This is a genomic window from Cyanobacterium aponinum PCC 10605 (genome assembly GCF_000317675.1).
Taxonomy (GTDB): Bacteria; Cyanobacteriota; Cyanobacteriia; order Cyanobacteriales; family Cyanobacteriaceae; genus PCC-10605.
Window position 1 is genome coordinate 488,140 of sequence record NC_019776.1, and the last position, 19,127, is coordinate 507,266.

The following is a 19,127-nucleotide window of genomic DNA, read 5'->3' on the forward strand; positions in this document are numbered from 1 at the left end:
TTATCAACATTTTGAGATAATATGTCTGGCTATTTATTTCGTAAATATAAAATACTGTTTATGTATTTAAAACCTGAAACCTGAAACCTAAAACCTACCCTCACTGCAGTTTCATTGTCTCCCCGTCAGAACAAATACAGGAGTTTTTAAGTATTAATTAATCAATTATTAAGAAAAAACGCTCCCCTCTACTGTGGGAGAGGGGTTGGGGGTGAGGGCAAGATAATTTCGCCCTGACTTTGAAAAAACCCTGCTATAGAAGAGCTAAATAAATCATAGACTTTTGCGTAAGCTAACCCTTGAGTTAGATGAAAAAAGTGTTGAAAAATAAGGAGTTGAGACCTATAATAGACAAAACTTTCCACAAAAAAATTATTAAATTTAGGAAAAATATATTTAAAATCAATTTAAATTTAACTGCAGTTTATGTCAATTATAAATACTGTTGTCTGTTCTTTTATTGTCTACTCTCCTGACATCACTTTTTCATCAACCCCTAAATACAAATGATGAGTAGAAAAAGAGAAATCATTATTATTGGGAGTGGTTTGGGTGGCTTATGTTGCGGTGCAATTTTGGCTAAGTATGGCTATGATGTTTTAGTCTGTGAAAGTCATAATTTAGCTGGGGGATGCGCCCACGGTTTCCGCTATAAGGGTTTTAAATTCGATTCAGGTCCTTCTCTTTATTCGGGTTTATCTTATTCTCCATCAAGTAATCCTTTACGGCAAGTTTTAGACCTCGTTGGGGAAGATATTGAGTGGAAAAACTACGACAACTGGGGATGTTGGTTGCCTGAAGGCTATTTTGATATTGCAGTGGGTGCGGATAATTTTCATAATCTATTATTGCAGTTACGGGGAGAAGAAGCAGGAAGACAATGGCGTAAGTTGCAAGAGGTGATGAAACCTTTGGGAGAGGCTTCTATGGCTATTCCTGTTCAAGCCTTTCGTTATGACTTAGGGGCAGTTTTTACTCTTTTTCCGCACTTTTCCTCTATGATTCCTTCTCTATTTTCTGCGAAAAAACTAACAGGTAATTTTGGGGCGATTATGGATGAGGTGGTGGAAGATGAATTTATCCGTAATTGGTTAGATTTACTCTGTTTTATGTTATCTGGCTTACCTGCCCATGGCACTTCGGCGGCAGAAATGGCGTTTATGTTTGCGGAATGGTATCGCCCTGATGTCACTCTTGATTATCCAGTGGGGGGAAGTGAAGCCATTGTCGATGCTTTGATTAGAGGTTTGAAAAAAAATGGTGGTGAGTTAATTTTATCTAGCCATGTGGCAGAAATTATTATTGAAAATAATCAAGCTAAAGGGGTGAGATTAAGCAATGATGAAGAAATTAAAGCAACTAAGGCTGTTATTTCCAATGCCTCCATTTGGGATACTTTAGCTCTTATTCCCGAAGGGATGTTAGATTCTGAATCTAGAAGCAAAAGCGAAAAAACTCCCATTAATCCTAGTTTTATGCACCTTCATTTGGGGATTGACGGAAAAGATATTCCTAATGATTTACCTTGTCATCACATGATTGTTAATGATTGGCAAAGGGGAGTTACCGCTCCTCAAAATGTGATTGCCGTTTCGATTCCCTCTCTTTTAGATTCTTCTTTAGCACCTCTGGGTAAACACTCTATTCATGTTTATACCCCCGCTACAGAACCCTATGAATTATGGGCAGATTTGAATCCCAATAGTCCAGAATATCAGGAAATGAAAGAGATGCGTGCTGCGTAGCAGATCCCTTCGGGATCGCAACCTATGTGGGAAGCCCTAGCCCGATTTATTCCAGATATAAAAGAGCGATGGGAAGTGAAATTAGTTGGTACACCTTTAACCCATGAACGCTTTTTAAGACGTTATAGGGGTACTTATGGTGCCGCATGGAAAGCAGGAGAATCTTTATTTGCCCCTGCTACAACTCCTGTAAAAAATCTATATTGCTGTGGTGACTCTACTTTTCCCGGAATAGGTGTTCCTGCCGTTGCCGCCAGTGGTATTATGACAGCTAATACTGTGGCAAATATTTTCCAACAATGGAAATTTTGGCATTAGTGAATTAAGCTATAATTTTTAGTTTAGATCGGGGGTAAGGAATAAACAATAGATAATGGGAATGGGCAACGGTAATAATATTTTGAGTGTTAGATATTTAGAGTAAATCAACAATGTTTCGTGTCACAATTAAGCAATCCCAAAATTTTTTCTCTAGCGGAAAATAAGGTCATAGTTGTCCATCAAAAATTGTTTGTATTTATCCCTCAACTCAGGTAAAAATTGAGATGTAATTAAAAAGGTTTTAAAATCTTGTCCTTGACTCAAATATTGAGCATAACTAGATTGTAAAAAGACTCGATAGTCTTCTTCGTTTCTTAAATGCACTTGAAAGAAAGCTAACGTCATGGAGTTAGTATATTCATCCAGTAGGTAAGGAGAAGGTAGAGTTAAATTTCCCACCGTTTCGATTAAGTCTGTAATACCTGCATCGAGTTGGGAAAAATCAACATGGGCTTGTCCTTCTTGTAGTTGTAAATAAACATTTTGATCTGTTAAAAAAGGAAATGTCCTTGCCTGTTCAAAAACAAAGGGAGTAGCAGGATCATAGCTACCTGCAGCTACAAACAGGGGAATATCAATATTATTTAATCCGTCAATGCCAAAAATAGAAGCATTAACAGGGTTAATAGTAAATACTGCTTTTACCCTTTCATCTCGGAAATTATAATCTTTTCTAGGTAGTTGTAAAGCACGACATTGCAGTAAAAGAGCAGTATTAAGATTACCAATTTCTAAATTACAACTACGTTCTAATTGTTGAAAATTGATTTTTGCCCCCGCCACAGCCAAAGCCGTATAACCTCCAAAAGAATGCCCCCCCACTCCTACGCTTTCAAGGTTTAATTTTCCACCAAATTGCTGATTATTTAAACGAGTCAATTCATTTAATACAAACGTAATATCTAAAGGGCGATCGATAAACTCATTGAGACGAAATATTTGACGGGAGAAACCAGCTAAGAAATCTTCTGTTTGCTGTGTATCACTGCCCGGGTGTTGGGGTAAAACCACCACATAACCATAAGAAGCCAAATGAGTTGCCCATCGGCTAAAATCTTCAGGGCGAGAACTTAATCCGTGAGAAAAAATAACTACAGGGATATTTTCACCTTTTAATTCTGCTGGTTGGAAAATTTCTACGTATAGTTCTCTATTTCTGGTGGAATCAAGAAGATTTAAACGAGAATTAGTCACAGAAAATGATCCTAATTGACGAATGTCCGTCAATTTACTAAAGTCAACAGGTTCAGATAATTCAGCTTCTTTTTCACCTAATCTTGCTACTTCATCGACAAACAAATCACTACCATTAACTACTAAGTTAATTTGCTCGCTATAGTTAAGAATTCGGGGAATATTAATTTGAATGTCAACCGCTAAATTACGCAAGACATTTAAAAGGGTTAAACCATCTTCTTCCATTGCGGATTTGATTAACGCCCCTCGCAACAAAAATTTTCCGTTACTTCCTCCTCGGATATTAATGACTGAACCAAAATAATTAAGTAATCTTTCTGCTTCATCGGTGTTAAGAATACGAGATAATAAAACAGGGTCAACTTTTACGGGAGTAGTTAACGCCCTTCTAAACTCAGCTTTTTGTTGTTCATTTACCCTTGCTAAATTCAGGTAAAAACCTAAATTTTGATTAACAGTTCCATCTTTCGCAAACTTTTCTAAAGATTCTACTCTCAAAGAAGCTATTAATGGACTATAAACAAAAAAGATATTGTCGGCAGAATAACTGGTTTTGACGTTAAAGATACCTAAAGACAGAAAACTCAGACTGATGGCGGTTAATTTTTTTCCAAAAGAAATCCGAGAGAAAATCATAAATGTTAAGAATATAGTGAAGATAAAACTATTTCAAGATAATCTTAAAACTTATTTTTGTTTTATTTTCAAATCTCATAAAAATTAACACAACCTGAGTTTTGAATAAGCTGAAAGTATTATTTTCTCGTGGTTGGAAAACCTTATAGCTTCTTAGAAATAACAATAAAATTGCCTTAATCCGAACTGATGTTGCTAAAAATGTGCAATTTGAAAGGTAAAGTGATATATTTAAGATTGTTGAAAATAATTCTTATTAAATATCAGTTATCATTGGCGAGGCACATAATGGTAGAATCAGTAATTCTTCAAGTTAAAGCAGTAAGTAAAAAATTCTCTGCAAAACAACTTCCTGCGGTAAATCAGGTTAGCTTTGACTTAAAACAAGGGGAATTATTAGGTTTGTTGGGTCCTTCTGGATGTGGTAAGACGACTCTATTAAGGATGATTGCTGGTTTTGAGAGGCTTTCTGAAGGAAGTATTTTTTTAGCAAATAATATTGTGGCGGGGGATTCTATGTGGGTTGAACCCGAAAAGAGAAAAACTGGGATGGTGTTCCAAGATTATGCTCTTTTTCCTCATTTAAGTGTTGCGGATAACATTGCTTTTGGTCTAAAAACGAAAAAACCTCGCCCTAACAATCAGGAAATAAAACAAAGAGTTGCTGAAGTTTTGCAATTAGTAGGTTTAAGTGGTTTAGAAAAGCGTTATCCTCATGAGTTATCGGGTGGCCAACAACAGCGTATTGCTTTAGCTAGGGCATTAGCACCCCAACCTGAATTAATTTTGTTAGATGAGCCTTTAAGTAATTTGGATGTACAAGTGCGAGAAAGATTACGTCATGAGGTAAGAAGTATTTTAAAAAGCACTAACACCGCCGCAATTTTTGTTACTCACGATCAAAGTGAAGCAATGGCGATCGCAGATAAAATTGGGGTAATGCAAGACGGAAAACTATTACAGTTGGGAACTCCAGAAGATATTTATACTTGTCCTCAATGCCGTTTTGTGGCGGAATTTGTGACTCAGGCAAACTTTGTACAAGCTACGAGACAAGGGGATGTGTGGTGTACCGAATTGGGGGAGTGGAGTTTAAATTTACCTGTGAATTATCAAGAAGGAGAACTCATGTTTCGTCAAGAAGATGTGATTTTGCATCCTGATGAAGAAGGGGTAACAGTGATACAGGAAAGGGAATTTTTAGGTAGAGAGTATCGTTATTGCTTGGAAACTAAGTCAGGAAAAAGACTTCATGCCCGTACGGATGTGAAAACGCAGTTACCTGTGGGAACAAAAGTAAAATTAGATGTTATACCCGAATCTGCCCAAATTTTTCCTCTCATTAAACATTAGGTAGAGGTGGCAGGTTGCAGGTTTAGGAGAGTAATGAGTAATTATCAACTATTCAGTATTGCCCATTGCCTATTCCCTGCCTTAACCAGAAAATTTTAGAATAAAACAGCCTTGGGTATTTGGGAAGCAGGGGCGTTGAATATTCACCCCTTGAAACAATCAAACAAGTAAGTTTAAGCAGGATAGATACGCAAACGGCGATTTGGTTCATCACCAAAACTGTCCGATCGCAGTCTATAATGTTCAATTAACTCATGTTGCATTTTTCTGACTTTGGCACTTCTGGGCAATAACTCCACAGGTTGCCCTTGAGGAATAACAATTTGTTCCACTGCTAAACGGGCTTCTTCTAAAGCCTCAATTTCATCGTCACTGCCTACTCTTGTCAAAACCCTTATATCTAAAGATTCAGGCTCATTACCATCCTCTAAACTGACTAATTCTTTTAAAGCACGGCTAATATGGGGAATGCTATTAGATTTGATGCTTTTAATGGGTAATTGACGCTCTTTTGCTAATTGTACTAACTTTGAATGATGTTTAACTTGCGATCGCAGTGCTAAAACCGCATCCGCCGAATCTAAATCTTTAGTTAACACAATTGGTAACTTGAGAATAGAAATAACGTGATCTAAATGACTCTTGCCAATACCATAAGGATAAAGATAAATGGGGAAATCTTCTCCATTAGGACCAGGAGTCCTCATTTTTTGTCCTGTTTTTTCTAGTTGATACCATGAGTTTGCTAACATCTCCTCAAAGTCATTATGAATGGACTGAGGATGAGGAGCTATCGGTAAAGGAGTCATTTTTCCCTGCGCCCTTAAACCAGTGGGTTTATTAGGAATATCAATTAGGGTAGGAGGATTGGTACTAACTTGTTGGGGAGAAGAAAAACTGGGATCTCTGGTAATAGATACTTCCCCCTCATCATTAACCTGTCTTAACTGAGGTATAGGCTGTTTGCCCCTCAATAAATAATCGACGGTTTGAGCAACATCTTCATGGACTACCCATTTTTGTCTTTCCCACATTTCTACCGCAATCTCAAAGGTGGGAGGAGCTTTACGTTCTAAAACGGTTTTTTGTGAACCACGACGACGGGCTTCTTCATCGCCAAGAGTTACCGATTGAATCCCACCGATTAAATCCGATAAGGTAGGGTTTTTGATTAAATTCTCTAAATGATTACCGTGAGCTGTACCAACCAACTGTACACCTCTTTCAGCAATAGTTCTGGCGGCAAGGGCTTCTAATTCCGTACCAATTTCATCAATAATAATTACTTCAGGCATATGGTTTTCCACTGCTTCAATCATCACCTGATGTTGTAATTCAGGCCGTGCCACTTGCATTCTTCTAGCTCTACCGATAGCAGGATGAGGTACATCTCCATCTCCAGCAATTTCATTAGAGGTATCAATGATAACCACTCTTTTTTCTAGTTCATCGGCTAAAACCCGGGCAATTTCTCTCAAAGCTGTGGTTTTACCGACTCCGGGGCGACCTAATAACAGAATAGATTGACCACTTTCAACTAATTCTTTAATCATAAGAATAGTGCCAAACACCGCCCTACCAATACGACAGGTTAAACCGATAATGTCACCCTGACGATTACGGATAGCACTAATGCGGTGCAATGTGCGTTCAATTCCTGCTCTGTTGTCGGCACTAAAATTTCCTACCCTCGCCACACAATGAGTTATATCCTCTCTGGTGATTAATTGATCACTTAGATATTCCGTACGATGAGAAAATCTTGCTTCTGGTTTTCTGCCTAAATCCAACACTATTTCTATCAAGGAATTTTTTTGAGGATGATTTTCTAATGGTTGTTTTATGTTTGAAGGCAGTATCTCCAACAATTTGTCTAAATCATCGGTAATTTGCATTCTGTGAGGGGGTAGTTTTAATTCCATTCTTGATGTTAATAAAGTAGGTTTAAAAAGAGTTTAAGTATTTTGGTGAATTTGTCAAACATTTATTTGTGTCCATGATAACTATTAATATCAGTTTTGTTAGTAAGTTCGCCATTGGATTTCTTACTTTCTTGGACAAGAGGCAAAGGTAAGTAGTTGAGAATTAAGAATTAAAAATTAAAAATTAAAAACTCCGAACACTCATTAGACCTCTCCATAAATTATTTTTCGTTGGCTCGTAGTAAGGGCTTCAGCCCTTAAAATGTCTATTATTGGAGATGTCTATTACTCATTACTCGTTACTTTCTCCAACACCTGCAACCTGAAACCTGAAACCTGACACCTTGTCTCCCTCTCCCCTAAACACCCTGACACCTCACCTATTCTTAAACCGAACTGAGGTTAAATCATTCTTTTTTCTCTTGAACTGTTTCATGTTGAACAAGTAAAAATCAAGAATTAGAAGTTAACTATTTTTCATTCTTCCTTTGTCCTTTTCTTAATTGTTCTTAATTGCTAATTTCTAGTTCTTTTTTTAGGAGTTGAATCGATTTTTCGCTGATATAGTTATTGGTTGCAATAATTTTTGGTATTCTGATCAAGTCTGATTGTAGTTTTTGCAGGTTTTTTTTGACAAGGGTGGAACAGTTGCGATCGCACATTATTACATCACTAAAGCGAATAAGATGATTAAGTTTTCGCTGATCATGAATAGTAGCGGTAATTGTATTAATTTCATCTCCTCTGAGACTATGAATTAAAATTTCTGCGACTCTTAAAATACCACCACTTAAGCTAACGATTCCTAAATTCGTATTTTTGGATAACTGTCTAATAATGGTTAATTCTTTTTTGTAGTCATAAATATCTATAGGGATAACCCTTATGGATTCTGGAGAGACAATTTCCAATACTTGAGGTACAAAATAACGACTTGTTACCACTGTGGCGGATGTGGTTTGAGTTAGGATGTGATTTAATTCTTCTAAAGGCACTAATTGAGTGGGAACTAATAAAGCCTGTTCTAATTCTAGTACCATTAACTGCCCTGCACCGATGTCCACTTTTGGAACTGTTACTAAGATTAAGGCACTACATCTTAAACGCCATTCAATTTCCTCGAAGAAAAGTTGTTTAATTTGTTCTAGGTTATTACCTTGCTCTAATAATTGATCAATAGTTCTCTTAATAATGTCTGCCTGAGACGACTCTAATCCGACTAAATGCTTATTTTTTTTTTTGCCTTCATCCCCTTGAGATTTAACATAAATACCTGAACCTGTAATGGATTCTACCAAACCTTTTTTTTCCAGTTGTCGATAAACCTTACTGATGGTGTTGCGATGTAAATTAGTGATTTGAGCTAGTTGTCTTGTACTAGGTAAACGATGACCGGGGGGATATTGACCAGATGCGATCGCAAACTGAATTTGGTCAATTAACTGTTGAGAAGGAGAAATATGACTATCAGCTTGGATGCGAAAATTAAACATCAGTACAGATGAGTTAAAAATTAAGACAAGGCAACAAGCAAGGGTAAAGGGCAAAGGGCAAACCCCCCTTTATCCCCCCTTTCGAGGCAGGGCTGTTTCATTTTCGAGAAAGAAAAAAGAGTGGGAGATAGGGGGAGAGGGAGATGAGGGGATTTTTGTTCATAAAGTTTTAACTAATAGAAAAAAATCCTTGTATATCTTACTTTTACTTAATCTCAGTTAACCTAATTTTTTTTTTGAAACAGCCCTGCCCTTTCGAGGGAGGAGAGGAAAGGTAAATAGTTAAGAATTAAGGATTAAGAATTAAAAACACCTGAAACCCGAAACCTGACACCTGTCAGCCCTTTCCGAACCCCGAACTCCCTCATATCCCAAGCCCTACCACTTAGCTTAATTGTCAGCTTTACCACCTAAAACTTGTTGCTTTAAGCTATCAAACTCAGAAAATAATTCCTGACGAGTGGACGCTTTGAGTAAATAACGAGTAACAAACCAAACACTATAACCCAAACCAACTAATTCAAGAATAGAAGAAAGTAAGGGAATATTGTCGATCGCATCTAAAACAGATAAAGTAATATAAACGGTAATCGCAGATGCAACAATTAAACCAGTTGTGGTAAGGGGTTTTTGGTAATCAGAAAAGAAACTGCCTAATTGTTCAGGAACTTTTGCTAAGAAGTCCACCACCAAATCCACATATTCTTGCCAACTACTATCACCAGCAGATTTACCAGTGGTAGTCATCATTCCGGGGACATCATTACTAATTTTCTTTTCCATTGTTTCTTGTTTAGTTTCCATGTCTTGAACTTTAGATTCCATAAAATAATATCTCCTAAAGTAAATTTTTAGATAGTTCTTTTGAGTCTGATTTTGATTAAATTATTGACTCTTGCTAATATTATCAAAGAGTTTCTCTTTTATGATCCTTAACATTAATTCTCCCTAAGATTAAGTTTAGAATAAGCATTTTTGGATCACTACAGAAGATTACCCTCAAGTCTTATAATTGATAATCAATAAACTTAACTTTAAATTTATAGTAATAAATCCCAAAATAATAACTATATTTTTCTCAACAATACTTATAATTTATGACCAAATCCTCAGAAACGGTAAAACAAAATTTCAGTCTTCGGACAATAATCAAAGAAAACTTTACTACCATTGCCTTCGGCTTAATTCTTGCCCTATTAATTCGGATTTTTATTGCTGAACCCCGTTTTATCCCCTCTGAGTCTATGTATCCTACTTTAGCCATAGGCGATCGCCTCGTAGTGGACAAGGTATCTTATAATTTTACTAAGCCTCAAAATCAAGATATTATCGTTTTCAGTCCCCCTCCGCAACTACAAATTTTGGGGTATCAACAAGATCAAGCCTTCATCAAGAGAATTATTGCTCAAGCAGGAGAAACCGTTGCAGTTAAAGAAGGAAAAGTTTTTGTTAACAATCAACCCCTAGAAGAAGACTATATTCTCAGTCCCCCACAATACAACTTAGATGCGATTAAAGTACCTCAAGGATATGTCTTTGTAATGGGAGATAATCGTAACAACAGTAATGATTCTCATATTTGGGGATTTTTACCCGTAGAAAACATTATTGGCAAAGCTATTTTCACTTTTTGGCCTCCAGAACATATTGGTATCATTTAATATTCTTTCCTTAAGATGTTAAAGAGAGATGATTTAGGGGTTTGAAGAGTTAAGAGTTAAAAGTTATTAATTATCGACTATTTACCTTTGCCTCTTGCCTCTTGCCTCTTGCCTCTTACCATTTGCCCTTTTTTAATTACTAATTCTTAAATGACTGAAAATACTCAAACTATTGCCTTACCAAATATAGAAAGTGCGATCGCACTTGCAGGTATTCAAGAAGAAAATTTACAATTTATTGCCCGTCATACAGGAGCAAATTTAATACTGCGGGGGCAAGATTTAGTTATTTACGGAAAAGAAAAACCTGTACAGAGGAGTATGGATGTAGTTAATTTTCTAAAACCCTATTGGGATACGGCTAAATCCATAACTCAACCAGATATTTTAACTGCATTTCAAGCATTAGACACAGGAAGAGTGGAAGAGTATCAGGATATTCAAAATGATGTGTTAGCCAAAACCCGTCATGGAGAATTGATACGAGCAAAAACTTTTCGTCAAAGACAATACGTCAAGGCTATTAAAAAATATGATATTACCTTTGGTATCGGTCCTGCTGGAACTGGAAAAACTTTCTTAGGAGCGGTTATCGCTGTACAGGCTTTATTAAATGGAGAGTGCGATCGCCTCATTTTAACACGTCCAGCCGTAGAAGCAGGAGAAAAATTAGGATTTTTACCCGGAGACTTACAACAGAAAGTAAATCCCTTTTTGCGCCCTCTTTATGATGCCTTATATGAATTTATTGAACCGATTAAAATTCCTGATTTGATGGAAAGGGGAAAAATAGAAGTTGCCCCCCTTGCGTATATGAGAGGAAGAACCCTAAGTAATGCTTTTGTCATTGTTGATGAAGCTCAAAATACCACTCCAGCACAATTAAAAATGGTATTGACTCGTTTAGGCTTTGGTTCAAAAATGATTGTAACAGGAGATATAACTCAGACAGATTTACCATCTCATCAAGAATCGGGTTTAGTAGTTGCCACCAAAATCTTAAAAAATGTAGAGGGTATTGGTTTTTGTTACCTTACTCAAGCAGATGTAGTTAGACATCCTCTTGTGCAAAAAATTGTCGCCGCCTACGAAAAAGAGCATTGCTGAATAACAGTATTAAATTATTTCACCGAATTTATGGTCAAATATGTTATGACAAGGTAAATAGTTGATAATTAAGAATTAAAAATTAAAAATTCCTTATCTCCCTAACACCTGCAACCTGCAACCTGACACCTAACCTTATCGGATATTCTTAAACCGAACTGAGGTTACTTATTTATCCTCAGAAAACTACAAACTAGATTTTAACTGAAAAATGAAACTAACTTTATCTTCTTTGCCCAAAGCGATGCGATCGCCATTTTTTAAGCGGTGACGGTTGCCTGTGGGTAAGGGAGCATGGTTAATATAAGTACCATTAGCACTGCCAATGTCTTCTATATAAAAATCATCCCCTTCTTGAAAAATTTTGGCATGGGTGCGGGAGACAATTTGAGAGTGAGGAAAGCCAGAAAGGTCAATATCTGGGGGAGTATGGTCATTAGGTTTACCTAAATGAACAACAGGTAAATGAATCGGTAACTCTAATTCTACTTCTGTTTGTACATGAGTTAAAGTAGCACTTATCGGTTGTATATGAGTTTTATCGGGGGTAATGTTGGTGAAGGGGAGAGATTGGGAAGTGAGTATATTTTCAGTGGAGTCAAATACCTCATCCAAATTGCCCACCACATTGGTGACAACATCGGTAAAAATTTCTGATTCTAAATGTTTTTCTTCTTGATGATTATTGTTATTTTCTACCATCTTTTTTTGGTTAATGCTAAAACAAAATAATTCTTAATTCCTAATAGAATTTGCATCTTCGTCAATAAACCAGATTAACTCCCCTTGGGGTTGTATTTTCTTACTGGGATATTGGTCACTATCTGACTCTTGATCAAAAACGGCTTTTAAGGCTTCTTGTTTATTTTTTCCCGATACTAAGAAAATAACCCATTGAGCGTGATTAATCAAGGGAACTGTAAAAGTTAGTCTTTGGTTATCTTCTTTATTTCCTACAGTAATGAGGCGATCGCACTCTTTTAATGCGTTAGTATGAGGAAAAAGTGAGGCAGTGTGTCCATCATCCCCCATTCCCAATAAAATAATATCGAAACTAGGAAAACCGTTTGCTACACCGAAAAAGTCTTTTAATTCCTGTTCATATTTAGACGCATCTGCCATGGGATTATTCCCTAAAGTTGGCATGGGGTAAATGTTTTGTGCAGGTATATCCACTTGGTTTAACCATGCTTCTCTTGCCATTTTTTCGTTGCTGTCTGGGTGGGTGGGTGGCACATATCTTTCATCTCCCCAAAAGACGTGAATTTTATCCCACGGTAAATCACTTTGGGCAATATTTTGATAAATTGGTTTAGGGGTACTACCTCCAGCAAGTGCGATCGAACAAATGTTTTTGTTTGCAATTGTCTCTTTAATTTTATTGATAATGAAATCAGAAGCAGAAGTAACTAGGGCATTTTTATCGGCTACAATTTTAATCTGGGTCATAAATAAAAAATGTTGAATTTTGAAGTTTACAGAATAAAAGCCAGAATAGAGCTATAAACTATTCTTCCCTTATTTTAAACACTAACTAATAAAGGGAGAATTATTAATTAATCTGAGTTCAATATAAAATTTTTGGTGGTGTAAAGGTTATTTCAATTAGTAATTAGGAATTAAAGATATTGATGAATCAGTATTTGAGAAATTTAACCTGAAACCTGATACCTAAAACCTGCCAAAATCAGAGATTTTTATACCGAGGGGAGTTAATTAATTATTAATTGACTAAAAAATAATTATTTTTTGTTGTTTGTAAAAAATAGACGCATTATCAATGTTAGAAGCAAAAGTCCACAGTCAACTAAGAGATTTTTCCCGCCTTCACAGTGAACAAGAATGGATACATCAATTAACAATGGGGAGAATGATAGCCCGTGGATTAAGGCTCCAAAGTTCTACTATTATTCAAACTGGTATCAATCATAAACATTATTATTTAAGTTATTTAATTCCTGCTTTATTATCTCCTTACTCTGTTGTTATAATCGTTGAAGAAAATTCACTTTTAGAATTTATCTTTGAAGAATGTATCTTTATTCAAAAATATATTGATTATCATAAAAAAATTCTTAATTACTATCCTAAAAATAAGGAATTAGAAAAACCAACATTATATATTGTTGACACTAAAACTTGGTTAGAAAGAATTTTCAAAGATGAAGCCATAGATCATTTAACCACAATTATTGTTAAAGGTGAAAATTTAATAGAAACTACCTATGAATATTTAACATTAACTATTAGCTATTCTCAACTACTTTCCATGATTGAAGATTTAGATTTTTCTCATCAAGATTTAATCAGAGGAAAACTAGCTAATTTACTACAACTTATTTATTCTCATCCTCCCAATCCTTACGATAGTTATTTATTGGAAAAGCAAGAAAAAAACCTAATTAAAGATATTTTGATTCATAGCCAAAGTAATAATAAATTATTGATTGATTTTTTAAGCTCTTTATTTTCACAGGAAAAATATATTCACTATTTTATAATTAACCGCTCCCAAGGATCTTTTTTATTGAAAGCTACACCTTTAGAGTTAAAATCAATTATGGAGGAAAAATGGCTAGACCAAAACTTAATTATTATTGCTGACTATTTAGAACCAGAAAAAGTCCCCCTTGATTATGGCAACCATTTAGGACTTAAATTAAAAGACTTTACTTGCTTAAAATTTTCTCCTAATCCTCAAGGTAAAATCCTTAAAATCTACTTTCCTGATAATTTTCCTTTTCCCAATAATCCTAGTTTTGCGACAAAAGTTAATCAAGAAATTTTAGCTTTAATTAGTGGTATAAAAATAAATCATTGTCCTATTATCGTTATAATTGATGATGTACCTTTGCAAGGGCAAATTACTGCTAGTTTAGCGGCTAATTTTGGTTCAAGGGTAAAGTTAAAAACTACTGATTTAGCCTTAAATAGTATTTTAGTTTGTGACACTGATTTTTGGTTAAATTATCAAGATGCCTTACTTTCTCCTCAGTTAGTAATTATGGCAACTTTACCTTTACCTTCTTTAGAAAACCCCATTATCTCCGCTAAGGTTAGTTATTTTAAAAGTCAAAAAAAAGATTGGTTTCGTCTCTATTTACTGCCTATTGCCATTAAAAATTTACAAAGAATTAGTATTTCTCTTAGACAAAATCAGGGAGTATTAGCTTTGTTAGATAATCGAGTTAATTACCGTATTTATGGTCGTCAAATTTTACAGGCTTTAGAACCTTATGGTAAAATTAATTATCTTGATTTAGATTGGATTAATTAAGTATTAATAATATAAATAACCTGAGTTTTGGATAAGCTGAAAGCATCCCAACTCGTAGTCAGAAAACCTTATAGCTTCTTCTTAGAAATAACGATAAAATTGCCTTAACCCGAACTGACTTAAACAAGGGGCTTAAGCCCCTTGCTAAAAACCCCTAACACCTGCAACCTGCAACCTGACACCTGAAACCTACCCTCACCCAATATTATCAAACCGAACTGAGGTTAAATAAATATTGGCTATAATAATAATCCTATCCATAGTTTTTTATAGGAAATTAATTAAAAGTTGTGACGATAAAAGTTGTTGGTATAGGTTTAGAAGGGAAAAAAAGTCTAAATGATCAGGTTTTAGAAATTGTTTGTAGTGCTAATATATTAGTCGGAGGCGATCGCCACTTAAGCTATTTTCCTGAGCATAAAGGAGAAAGAATAAAAATAGGAGACTTGAATCAGGTAATTTTTGAGATTAAAGAGAAAAAAAAAGAGGAGATAAATATTGTTATTTTGGCAAGTGGAGATCCATTATTTTTCGGAATTGGACGAATTTTATTAGCAAATTTTGCCCAAGAAGAATTGGAATTTTATCCTAATTTAAGTTGTGTGCAACTAGCTTTTAATAAATTGAAAACATCTTGGCAAGATTGTAAAGTAATTAGTTTACATGGCAGAGATATTGAACTTTTAATTAAAGAATTAAAAAAGGGTTCAGAAAAAATAGCATTATTAACAGATAATAATAATAATCCTTTAGTGATTTGGCGATTATATCAACAGATAAAAATAGGAGAAGATTATGATATTTGGTTATGTGAAAGTTTAGGAGATAAAAGTCAAGAAAAATTAACAAAAATTAATAGTGAAAAAGATATAAATTTAGATAATATCTCACATTTAAATATTGTTATTTTTTTAAAGCAAAAAATTGAAGATAACGCAATAAATATTAATCAATTACCAATCATAGGTATTCCTGATAACTATTTTAAAACCTTTCCAGATAGACCTTCTTTAATTACCAAAAATGAGATAAGATTATTGATATTAGGAAAATTAGCGTTACAAGAAAAACAGGTTATTTGGGATGTGGGTGCGGGAACAGGTAGTGTTAGTATTGAAATGGCTAGAATTGCTAAAAATAGTCAAATTTATGCTATAGAAAAAAAAGCGATCGCAATTTCTTTAATTAGAGAAAATTGTCAAAAATTTATGGTGAATAATATTAATATTATTCATAATTCTGCAGAAAAAGTGATGGCTACATTACCCTCTCCAGACCGTGTTTTTATTGGTGGGAGTAGTGGTAATTTAAAATTATTGTTAAATATAATAAAAGACAAAATTAATCCTGAAGGAAAAATAGTAATTGCCTTAGCCACAATAGAAAATTTAGGTATTGCAGTAGAATGGTTTAAAGAAAATAAATGGGACTATGAAATTATAAATTCTCAAATAAATAAATCTTTATCTATTGGTAAAATGACTCGTTTTAATCCTTTAAATCCCGTAAATATCATCACAGCAATTAAAAATTAAAAATTATCTTTGTTCCTATCACCCTGTATCAATTAATTCAAATAATATCATTTTATTTTTATTAATCAAATTTTGGGTAAATGCAAGATTTAAGATAAACTATTCACAAGAAAGTATTGATTATAAATTAAAATGTTTGGAATACCAGAGTTACCGCAGATTTTAGGTTCAAAATTATTTTTTCAAGGTAAAAAATTTCAATTTGAAGTAAACAAATTAAGATTACCTAACGGCGCTGAAGGAGAGTGGGAATGTATCCGTCACCCCGGAGGTGCTTTAGCTGTACCAATCACCAATGATGGTAAATTAGTATTAGTTAGACAATATCGATTTGCGGTTAAAACTCGCTTGTTGGAATTTCCTGCGGGTACGGTAGAATCAGAGGAAGCTCCAGAAACAACAATAAAAAGAGAGATAGAAGAAGAAACAGGCTATCGAGCCAAAAAATGGCGTAGTTTAGGTAAATTTCCCCTCGCTCCGGGGTATTCTGATGAATTTATTTTTGCATTTCTAGCACAGGATTTGGAAAAGTTAGCTCAACCACCAAAGCAAGATGATGATGAAGATATAGAAGTAGTTTTAATGACTCCTGCTGAATTTGAAGATTTAGCAATGACAAGTAATCAAATTGATGCCAAGACTATTTGTAGTTATTTTTTGGCACTCCCTTTTATCTAACGGGGATTTTGGAATATATGATAACCTCAGTTTAGTTTAAGAATATCCGATAAGGTTAGGTGTCAGGTGTTGGGGTGATGAGGGGAGAGGGAGACAAGGTGTCAGGTTTCAGGTTGCAGGTGTTGGAGAAAGTAATAAGTAACGAGTAATGAGTGTTCAGAGTTATTAATTATTCACCCCAACACTATTCACCCCAACAATATTTACCTTTGCCTCTTGCCCATTGCCTACCCTAACCAATAATTTACACGACGAGAAGTAATAGAGCCATTTAATTTTTTCGTTGCCAATGATCAAAAATATCTTTAATTAAAATTTCTTCTAGTAATATTTGACTAATAATAGTTAATGGTACAACTAAAAATAAGCCTAATAATCCTAGAAAACTGGCAAAAATCACTTCAGCAATAATGACATTTGCTGGTATTAAATTTACTCGATGAGGTCTTAATTTTGGAATAATAATTCTATCAACACCACAAAAAATTAAGATATAAATTATTAGAATTGCCCAAGGTTTCCAAGGGGAATAAATAAATGCGATCGCAACTGGGAATATAATACTAAAAATAGGCCCAATATAAGGAGTAAAAGACAAAATACCTGCTAATAATGCTTGAACGGCGATTAGGGGAATACCGAGAATAAAAAGAACAATAAAAGTTAAAATACTAACGGCAATTATTTTGATAAAAGTATCTTTTAACCACTCTTCTAAATCTTTTTCCGTGCGGTTGAGAATACCTGTAATACGCCGACGATAAAAAGCAGGGAATAAACGCACAAATCCTTGTTTATAAGGAGTAGGTTCAACCAAAAACATTAGGGTTAATGCTATCAGTAAAACACCACTTAATAAAGCACCTAAAAATCCTGAAACAAAATTAAATCCTCTTGTTAATAAATCATTAATAATGGGTTGAACTTGGGGCAATATTTCTTCTAAATCAGGAAAAGAATCACTTATTTCAGGAGATAAATTATTTTTGATTTTTTCTATTTGAAATATGATTTTGTCAATACCTTGCGGTAAAAGAGTTAATAATTCCTGAAACTGAAAAACTAAGGATGGTACTACAATCACAAAAAAAAGTGCGATCGCAATTAAAAAGATAACGGTAGCAATGATAACCCCGTAACCTCTTTTTAAACCTAATTTACAGAATTTTTCTACTAATAAGTTAAGAGTGATAGCGAAAACAACCGCAGTAAAAACTAACAGCAAAATTTTTCTAACTTGCCAAATGATATAGATAAGAATAATAACACTGCAAAAACTGATCCACTTGGCAAAATCCATAATTCGTTAAGCTGATATTAGTTTATTTTCACTGTCTAAAACGATAAATTTTAAATAAGTTTTAGGTTTCAGGTTTTAGATTTCCGTTGATAAATCAATAGTTGATTATTGTTATGTTAACCATGAATTTAACTTTCCCATTTACTAAGCTCTCGTTGATGTTTTACTAATAAGATAATTACAAGGGTGATAACAGGAAAAGAAATAATAAAAATAGCTAAAAAAGTTTCATTAATTTCTAAAATCCAATTATCTAAGCCGTATTTAATTATAAAGGAAATAAGGGTAGATAAAAGAATAACTTTACTAAGGAAAAAAAACTGGTTTACCAACATTATTTACTGTAATTTTTTCTTGATGAAAGAAACTAACTGATTAATTTGTTTTTTCATTTGTGCAACTTCCGACTCTAAATGTTTAACTTGAGCCTGTAGTTTCTGTAATTGATCACTATCAACACCACTATCCATAGTAGTTTGAGCGGTAGCACTAGATACAGGTTGTAAATGGGCAAGTTTCTTGGATTTCTCCATAGATTCCCGAATACCCTGAATTAGCTGTTTTTGATCAAAAGGTTTTTCTAAAAATGAAAAGAATTCAAAGGGTTCAGGTATTTTATCAGTTACTTCATCTTTCCGTCCAGACATTAACAGTAGAGGAATGGCTTTGAGGCGGGGATCTTTTTGTATTTCTTGGAATACTTCATAACCACTCTTTTTCGGTAAAAAGAAATCTAACATGATCAAGTTAGGGTTACAAGTATGAATTAATTCTAGTCCTTGGGCGCCGTCTTTGGCTTCAACTACCTCAAATTTATCATCTGGTAACATACCCTTGACGGTTCTTCTAATGACCATACTGTCATCGATAACTAATACTTTGTGATTTGACACAATCAACTC

17 protein-coding genes are annotated in these 19,127 nt (G+C 34.4%); 8 read left to right on the top strand and 9 right to left on the bottom strand.

What is annotated here, in order from left to right; translation table 11 throughout:
* The first annotated feature begins 506 nt into the window (after positions 1–506).
* On the top strand, positions 507–1,745 hold the full coding sequence (locus tag CYAN10605_RS01965; RefSeq protein WP_306302774.1) for a phytoene desaturase family protein: 1,239 nt from the start codon (positions 507–509) through the stop codon (positions 1,743–1,745).
* Positions 1,746–1,769: 24 nt separating this feature from the next.
* Entirely contained in the window at positions 1,770–2,063 is a 294-nt protein-coding gene (locus CYAN10605_RS19495; RefSeq protein WP_306302775.1) for a hypothetical protein, read from the top strand.
* A gap of 153 nt (positions 2,064–2,216) precedes the next feature.
* Here CYAN10605_RS19495 and CYAN10605_RS01970 read toward each other — a convergent pair whose 3' ends face one another.
* Positions 2,217–3,899 carry an alpha/beta hydrolase gene (locus CYAN10605_RS01970; RefSeq protein ID WP_015218259.1) on the bottom strand — a complete coding sequence of 561 codons (1,683 nt, stop codon included), beginning with the start codon at positions 3,897–3,899 and terminating at the stop codon, positions 2,217–2,219.
* A gap of 288 nt (positions 3,900–4,187) precedes the next feature.
* On the opposite strand from CYAN10605_RS01970, the gene CYAN10605_RS01975 reads away from it, so the two are divergent.
* The gene (locus tag CYAN10605_RS01975) at positions 4,188–5,252 is read left to right on the top strand and encodes an ABC transporter ATP-binding protein (RefSeq protein ID WP_041922402.1); all 1,065 of its coding nucleotides are present in this window, start codon (positions 4,188–4,190) and stop codon (positions 5,250–5,252) included.
* Positions 5,253–5,425: 173 nt separating this feature from the next.
* Here CYAN10605_RS01975 and CYAN10605_RS01980 read toward each other — a convergent pair whose 3' ends face one another.
* The 3 genes from CYAN10605_RS01980 to CYAN10605_RS01995 form a co-directional block, all read right to left on the bottom strand.
* Positions 5,426–7,174 carry a R3H domain-containing nucleic acid-binding protein gene (locus CYAN10605_RS01980; RefSeq protein ID WP_015218261.1) on the bottom strand — a complete coding sequence of 583 codons (1,749 nt, stop codon included), beginning with the start codon at positions 7,172–7,174 and terminating at the stop codon, positions 5,426–5,428.
* A gap of 509 nt (positions 7,175–7,683) precedes the next feature.
* Positions 7,684–8,667, bottom strand: a complete 984-nt coding sequence (locus CYAN10605_RS01985; protein WP_015218262.1) for a GntR family transcriptional regulator — start codon at positions 8,665–8,667, stop codon at positions 7,684–7,686.
* Between the two features lie 390 nt (positions 8,668–9,057).
* Complete coding sequence (locus CYAN10605_RS01995; RefSeq protein ID WP_015218263.1) at positions 9,058–9,492, bottom strand: CAAD domain-containing protein; 435 nt, start codon at positions 9,490–9,492, stop codon at positions 9,058–9,060.
* Between the two features lie 272 nt (positions 9,493–9,764).
* Between CYAN10605_RS01995 and lepB the strand changes: the two genes are divergently transcribed.
* Positions 9,765–10,328 carry a signal peptidase I gene (gene lepB, locus CYAN10605_RS02000; protein ID WP_015218264.1) on the top strand — a complete coding sequence of 188 codons (564 nt, stop codon included), beginning with the start codon at positions 9,765–9,767 and terminating at the stop codon, positions 10,326–10,328.
* Positions 10,329–10,478: 150 nt separating this feature from the next.
* Positions 10,479–11,435, top strand: a complete 957-nt coding sequence (locus CYAN10605_RS02005; protein WP_015218265.1) for a PhoH family protein — start codon at positions 10,479–10,481, stop codon at positions 11,433–11,435.
* Positions 11,436–11,621: 186 nt separating this feature from the next.
* On the opposite strand, the gene CYAN10605_RS02010 is transcribed toward CYAN10605_RS02005, so the two are convergent.
* Both CYAN10605_RS02010 and pgl read right to left on the bottom strand, forming a co-directional pair.
* Positions 11,622–12,137 (bottom strand): FHA domain-containing protein, encoded by a 516-nt coding sequence (locus CYAN10605_RS02010; protein WP_015218266.1) that lies wholly within the window; start codon positions 12,135–12,137, stop codon positions 11,622–11,624.
* Between the two features lie 33 nt (positions 12,138–12,170).
* On the bottom strand, positions 12,171–12,884 hold the full coding sequence (pgl, locus tag CYAN10605_RS02015; protein WP_015218267.1) for a 6-phosphogluconolactonase: 714 nt from the start codon (positions 12,882–12,884) through the stop codon (positions 12,171–12,173).
* Between the two features lie 331 nt (positions 12,885–13,215).
* Between pgl and CYAN10605_RS02020 the strand changes: the two genes are divergently transcribed.
* From CYAN10605_RS02020 to CYAN10605_RS02030, 3 genes are all read left to right on the top strand, one after another.
* Positions 13,216–14,712, top strand: coding sequence for a helicase C-terminal domain-containing protein (locus CYAN10605_RS02020; RefSeq protein WP_015218268.1), 1,497 nt, complete (start codon positions 13,216–13,218; stop codon positions 14,710–14,712).
* Between the two features lie 290 nt (positions 14,713–15,002).
* Complete coding sequence (locus CYAN10605_RS02025; protein ID WP_015218269.1) at positions 15,003–16,247, top strand: bifunctional cobalt-precorrin-7 (C(5))-methyltransferase/cobalt-precorrin-6B (C(15))-methyltransferase; 1,245 nt, start codon at positions 15,003–15,005, stop codon at positions 16,245–16,247.
* Between the two features lie 132 nt (positions 16,248–16,379).
* Complete coding sequence (locus CYAN10605_RS02030; protein WP_015218270.1) at positions 16,380–16,925, top strand: NUDIX hydrolase; 546 nt, start codon at positions 16,380–16,382, stop codon at positions 16,923–16,925.
* Between the two features lie 271 nt (positions 16,926–17,196).
* Here the strand turns inward: CYAN10605_RS02030 and CYAN10605_RS02035 are convergent, their stop codons facing one another.
* The 3 genes from CYAN10605_RS02035 to CYAN10605_RS02045 form a co-directional block, all read right to left on the bottom strand.
* Positions 17,197–18,225 (bottom strand): AI-2E family transporter, encoded by a 1,029-nt coding sequence (locus CYAN10605_RS02035; RefSeq protein WP_015218271.1) that lies wholly within the window; start codon positions 18,223–18,225, stop codon positions 17,197–17,199.
* Between the two features lie 128 nt (positions 18,226–18,353).
* The gene (locus CYAN10605_RS02040; RefSeq protein WP_015218272.1) at positions 18,354–18,560 is read right to left on the bottom strand and encodes a hypothetical protein; all 207 of its coding nucleotides are present in this window, start codon (positions 18,558–18,560) and stop codon (positions 18,354–18,356) included.
* A 3-nt stretch (positions 18,561–18,563) separates the two neighbouring features.
* Positions 18,564–19,118 (bottom strand): response regulator, encoded by a 555-nt coding sequence (locus tag CYAN10605_RS02045; RefSeq protein ID WP_015218273.1) that lies wholly within the window; start codon positions 19,116–19,118, stop codon positions 18,564–18,566.
* Positions 19,119–19,127 lie beyond the last annotated feature (9 nt).

Coding starts and splice junctions, on each gene's coding strand:
- CYAN10605_RS01965 (WP_306302774.1), top strand. CDS start 507: ATGATGAGTAGAAAAAGAGAAATCATTATTATTGGGAGTGGTTTGGGT.
- CYAN10605_RS19495 (WP_306302775.1), top strand. CDS start 1,770: ATGTGGGAAGCCCTAGCCCGATTTATTCCAGATATAAAAGAGCGATGG.
- CYAN10605_RS01970 (WP_015218259.1), bottom strand. CDS start 3,899: ATGATTTTCTCTCGGATTTCTTTTGGAAAAAAATTAACCGCCATCAGT.
- CYAN10605_RS01975 (WP_041922402.1), top strand. CDS start 4,188: ATGGTAGAATCAGTAATTCTTCAAGTTAAAGCAGTAAGTAAAAAATTC.
- CYAN10605_RS01980 (WP_015218261.1), bottom strand. CDS start 7,174: ATGGAATTAAAACTACCCCCTCACAGAATGCAAATTACCGATGATTTA.
- CYAN10605_RS01985 (WP_015218262.1), bottom strand. CDS start 8,667: ATGTTTAATTTTCGCATCCAAGCTGATAGTCATATTTCTCCTTCTCAA.
- CYAN10605_RS01995 (WP_015218263.1), bottom strand. CDS start 9,492: ATGGAATCTAAAGTTCAAGACATGGAAACTAAACAAGAAACAATGGAA.
- lepB (WP_015218264.1), top strand. CDS start 9,765: ATGACCAAATCCTCAGAAACGGTAAAACAAAATTTCAGTCTTCGGACA.
- CYAN10605_RS02005 (WP_015218265.1), top strand. CDS start 10,479: ATGACTGAAAATACTCAAACTATTGCCTTACCAAATATAGAAAGTGCG.
- CYAN10605_RS02010 (WP_015218266.1), bottom strand. CDS start 12,137: ATGGTAGAAAATAACAATAATCATCAAGAAGAAAAACATTTAGAATCA.
- pgl (WP_015218267.1), bottom strand. CDS start 12,884: ATGACCCAGATTAAAATTGTAGCCGATAAAAATGCCCTAGTTACTTCT.
- CYAN10605_RS02020 (WP_015218268.1), top strand. CDS start 13,216: ATGTTAGAAGCAAAAGTCCACAGTCAACTAAGAGATTTTTCCCGCCTT.
- CYAN10605_RS02030 (WP_015218270.1), top strand. CDS start 16,380: ATGTTTGGAATACCAGAGTTACCGCAGATTTTAGGTTCAAAATTATTT.
- CYAN10605_RS02035 (WP_015218271.1), bottom strand. CDS start 18,225: ATGGATTTTGCCAAGTGGATCAGTTTTTGCAGTGTTATTATTCTTATC.
- CYAN10605_RS02040 (WP_015218272.1), bottom strand. CDS start 18,560: ATGTTGGTAAACCAGTTTTTTTTCCTTAGTAAAGTTATTCTTTTATCT.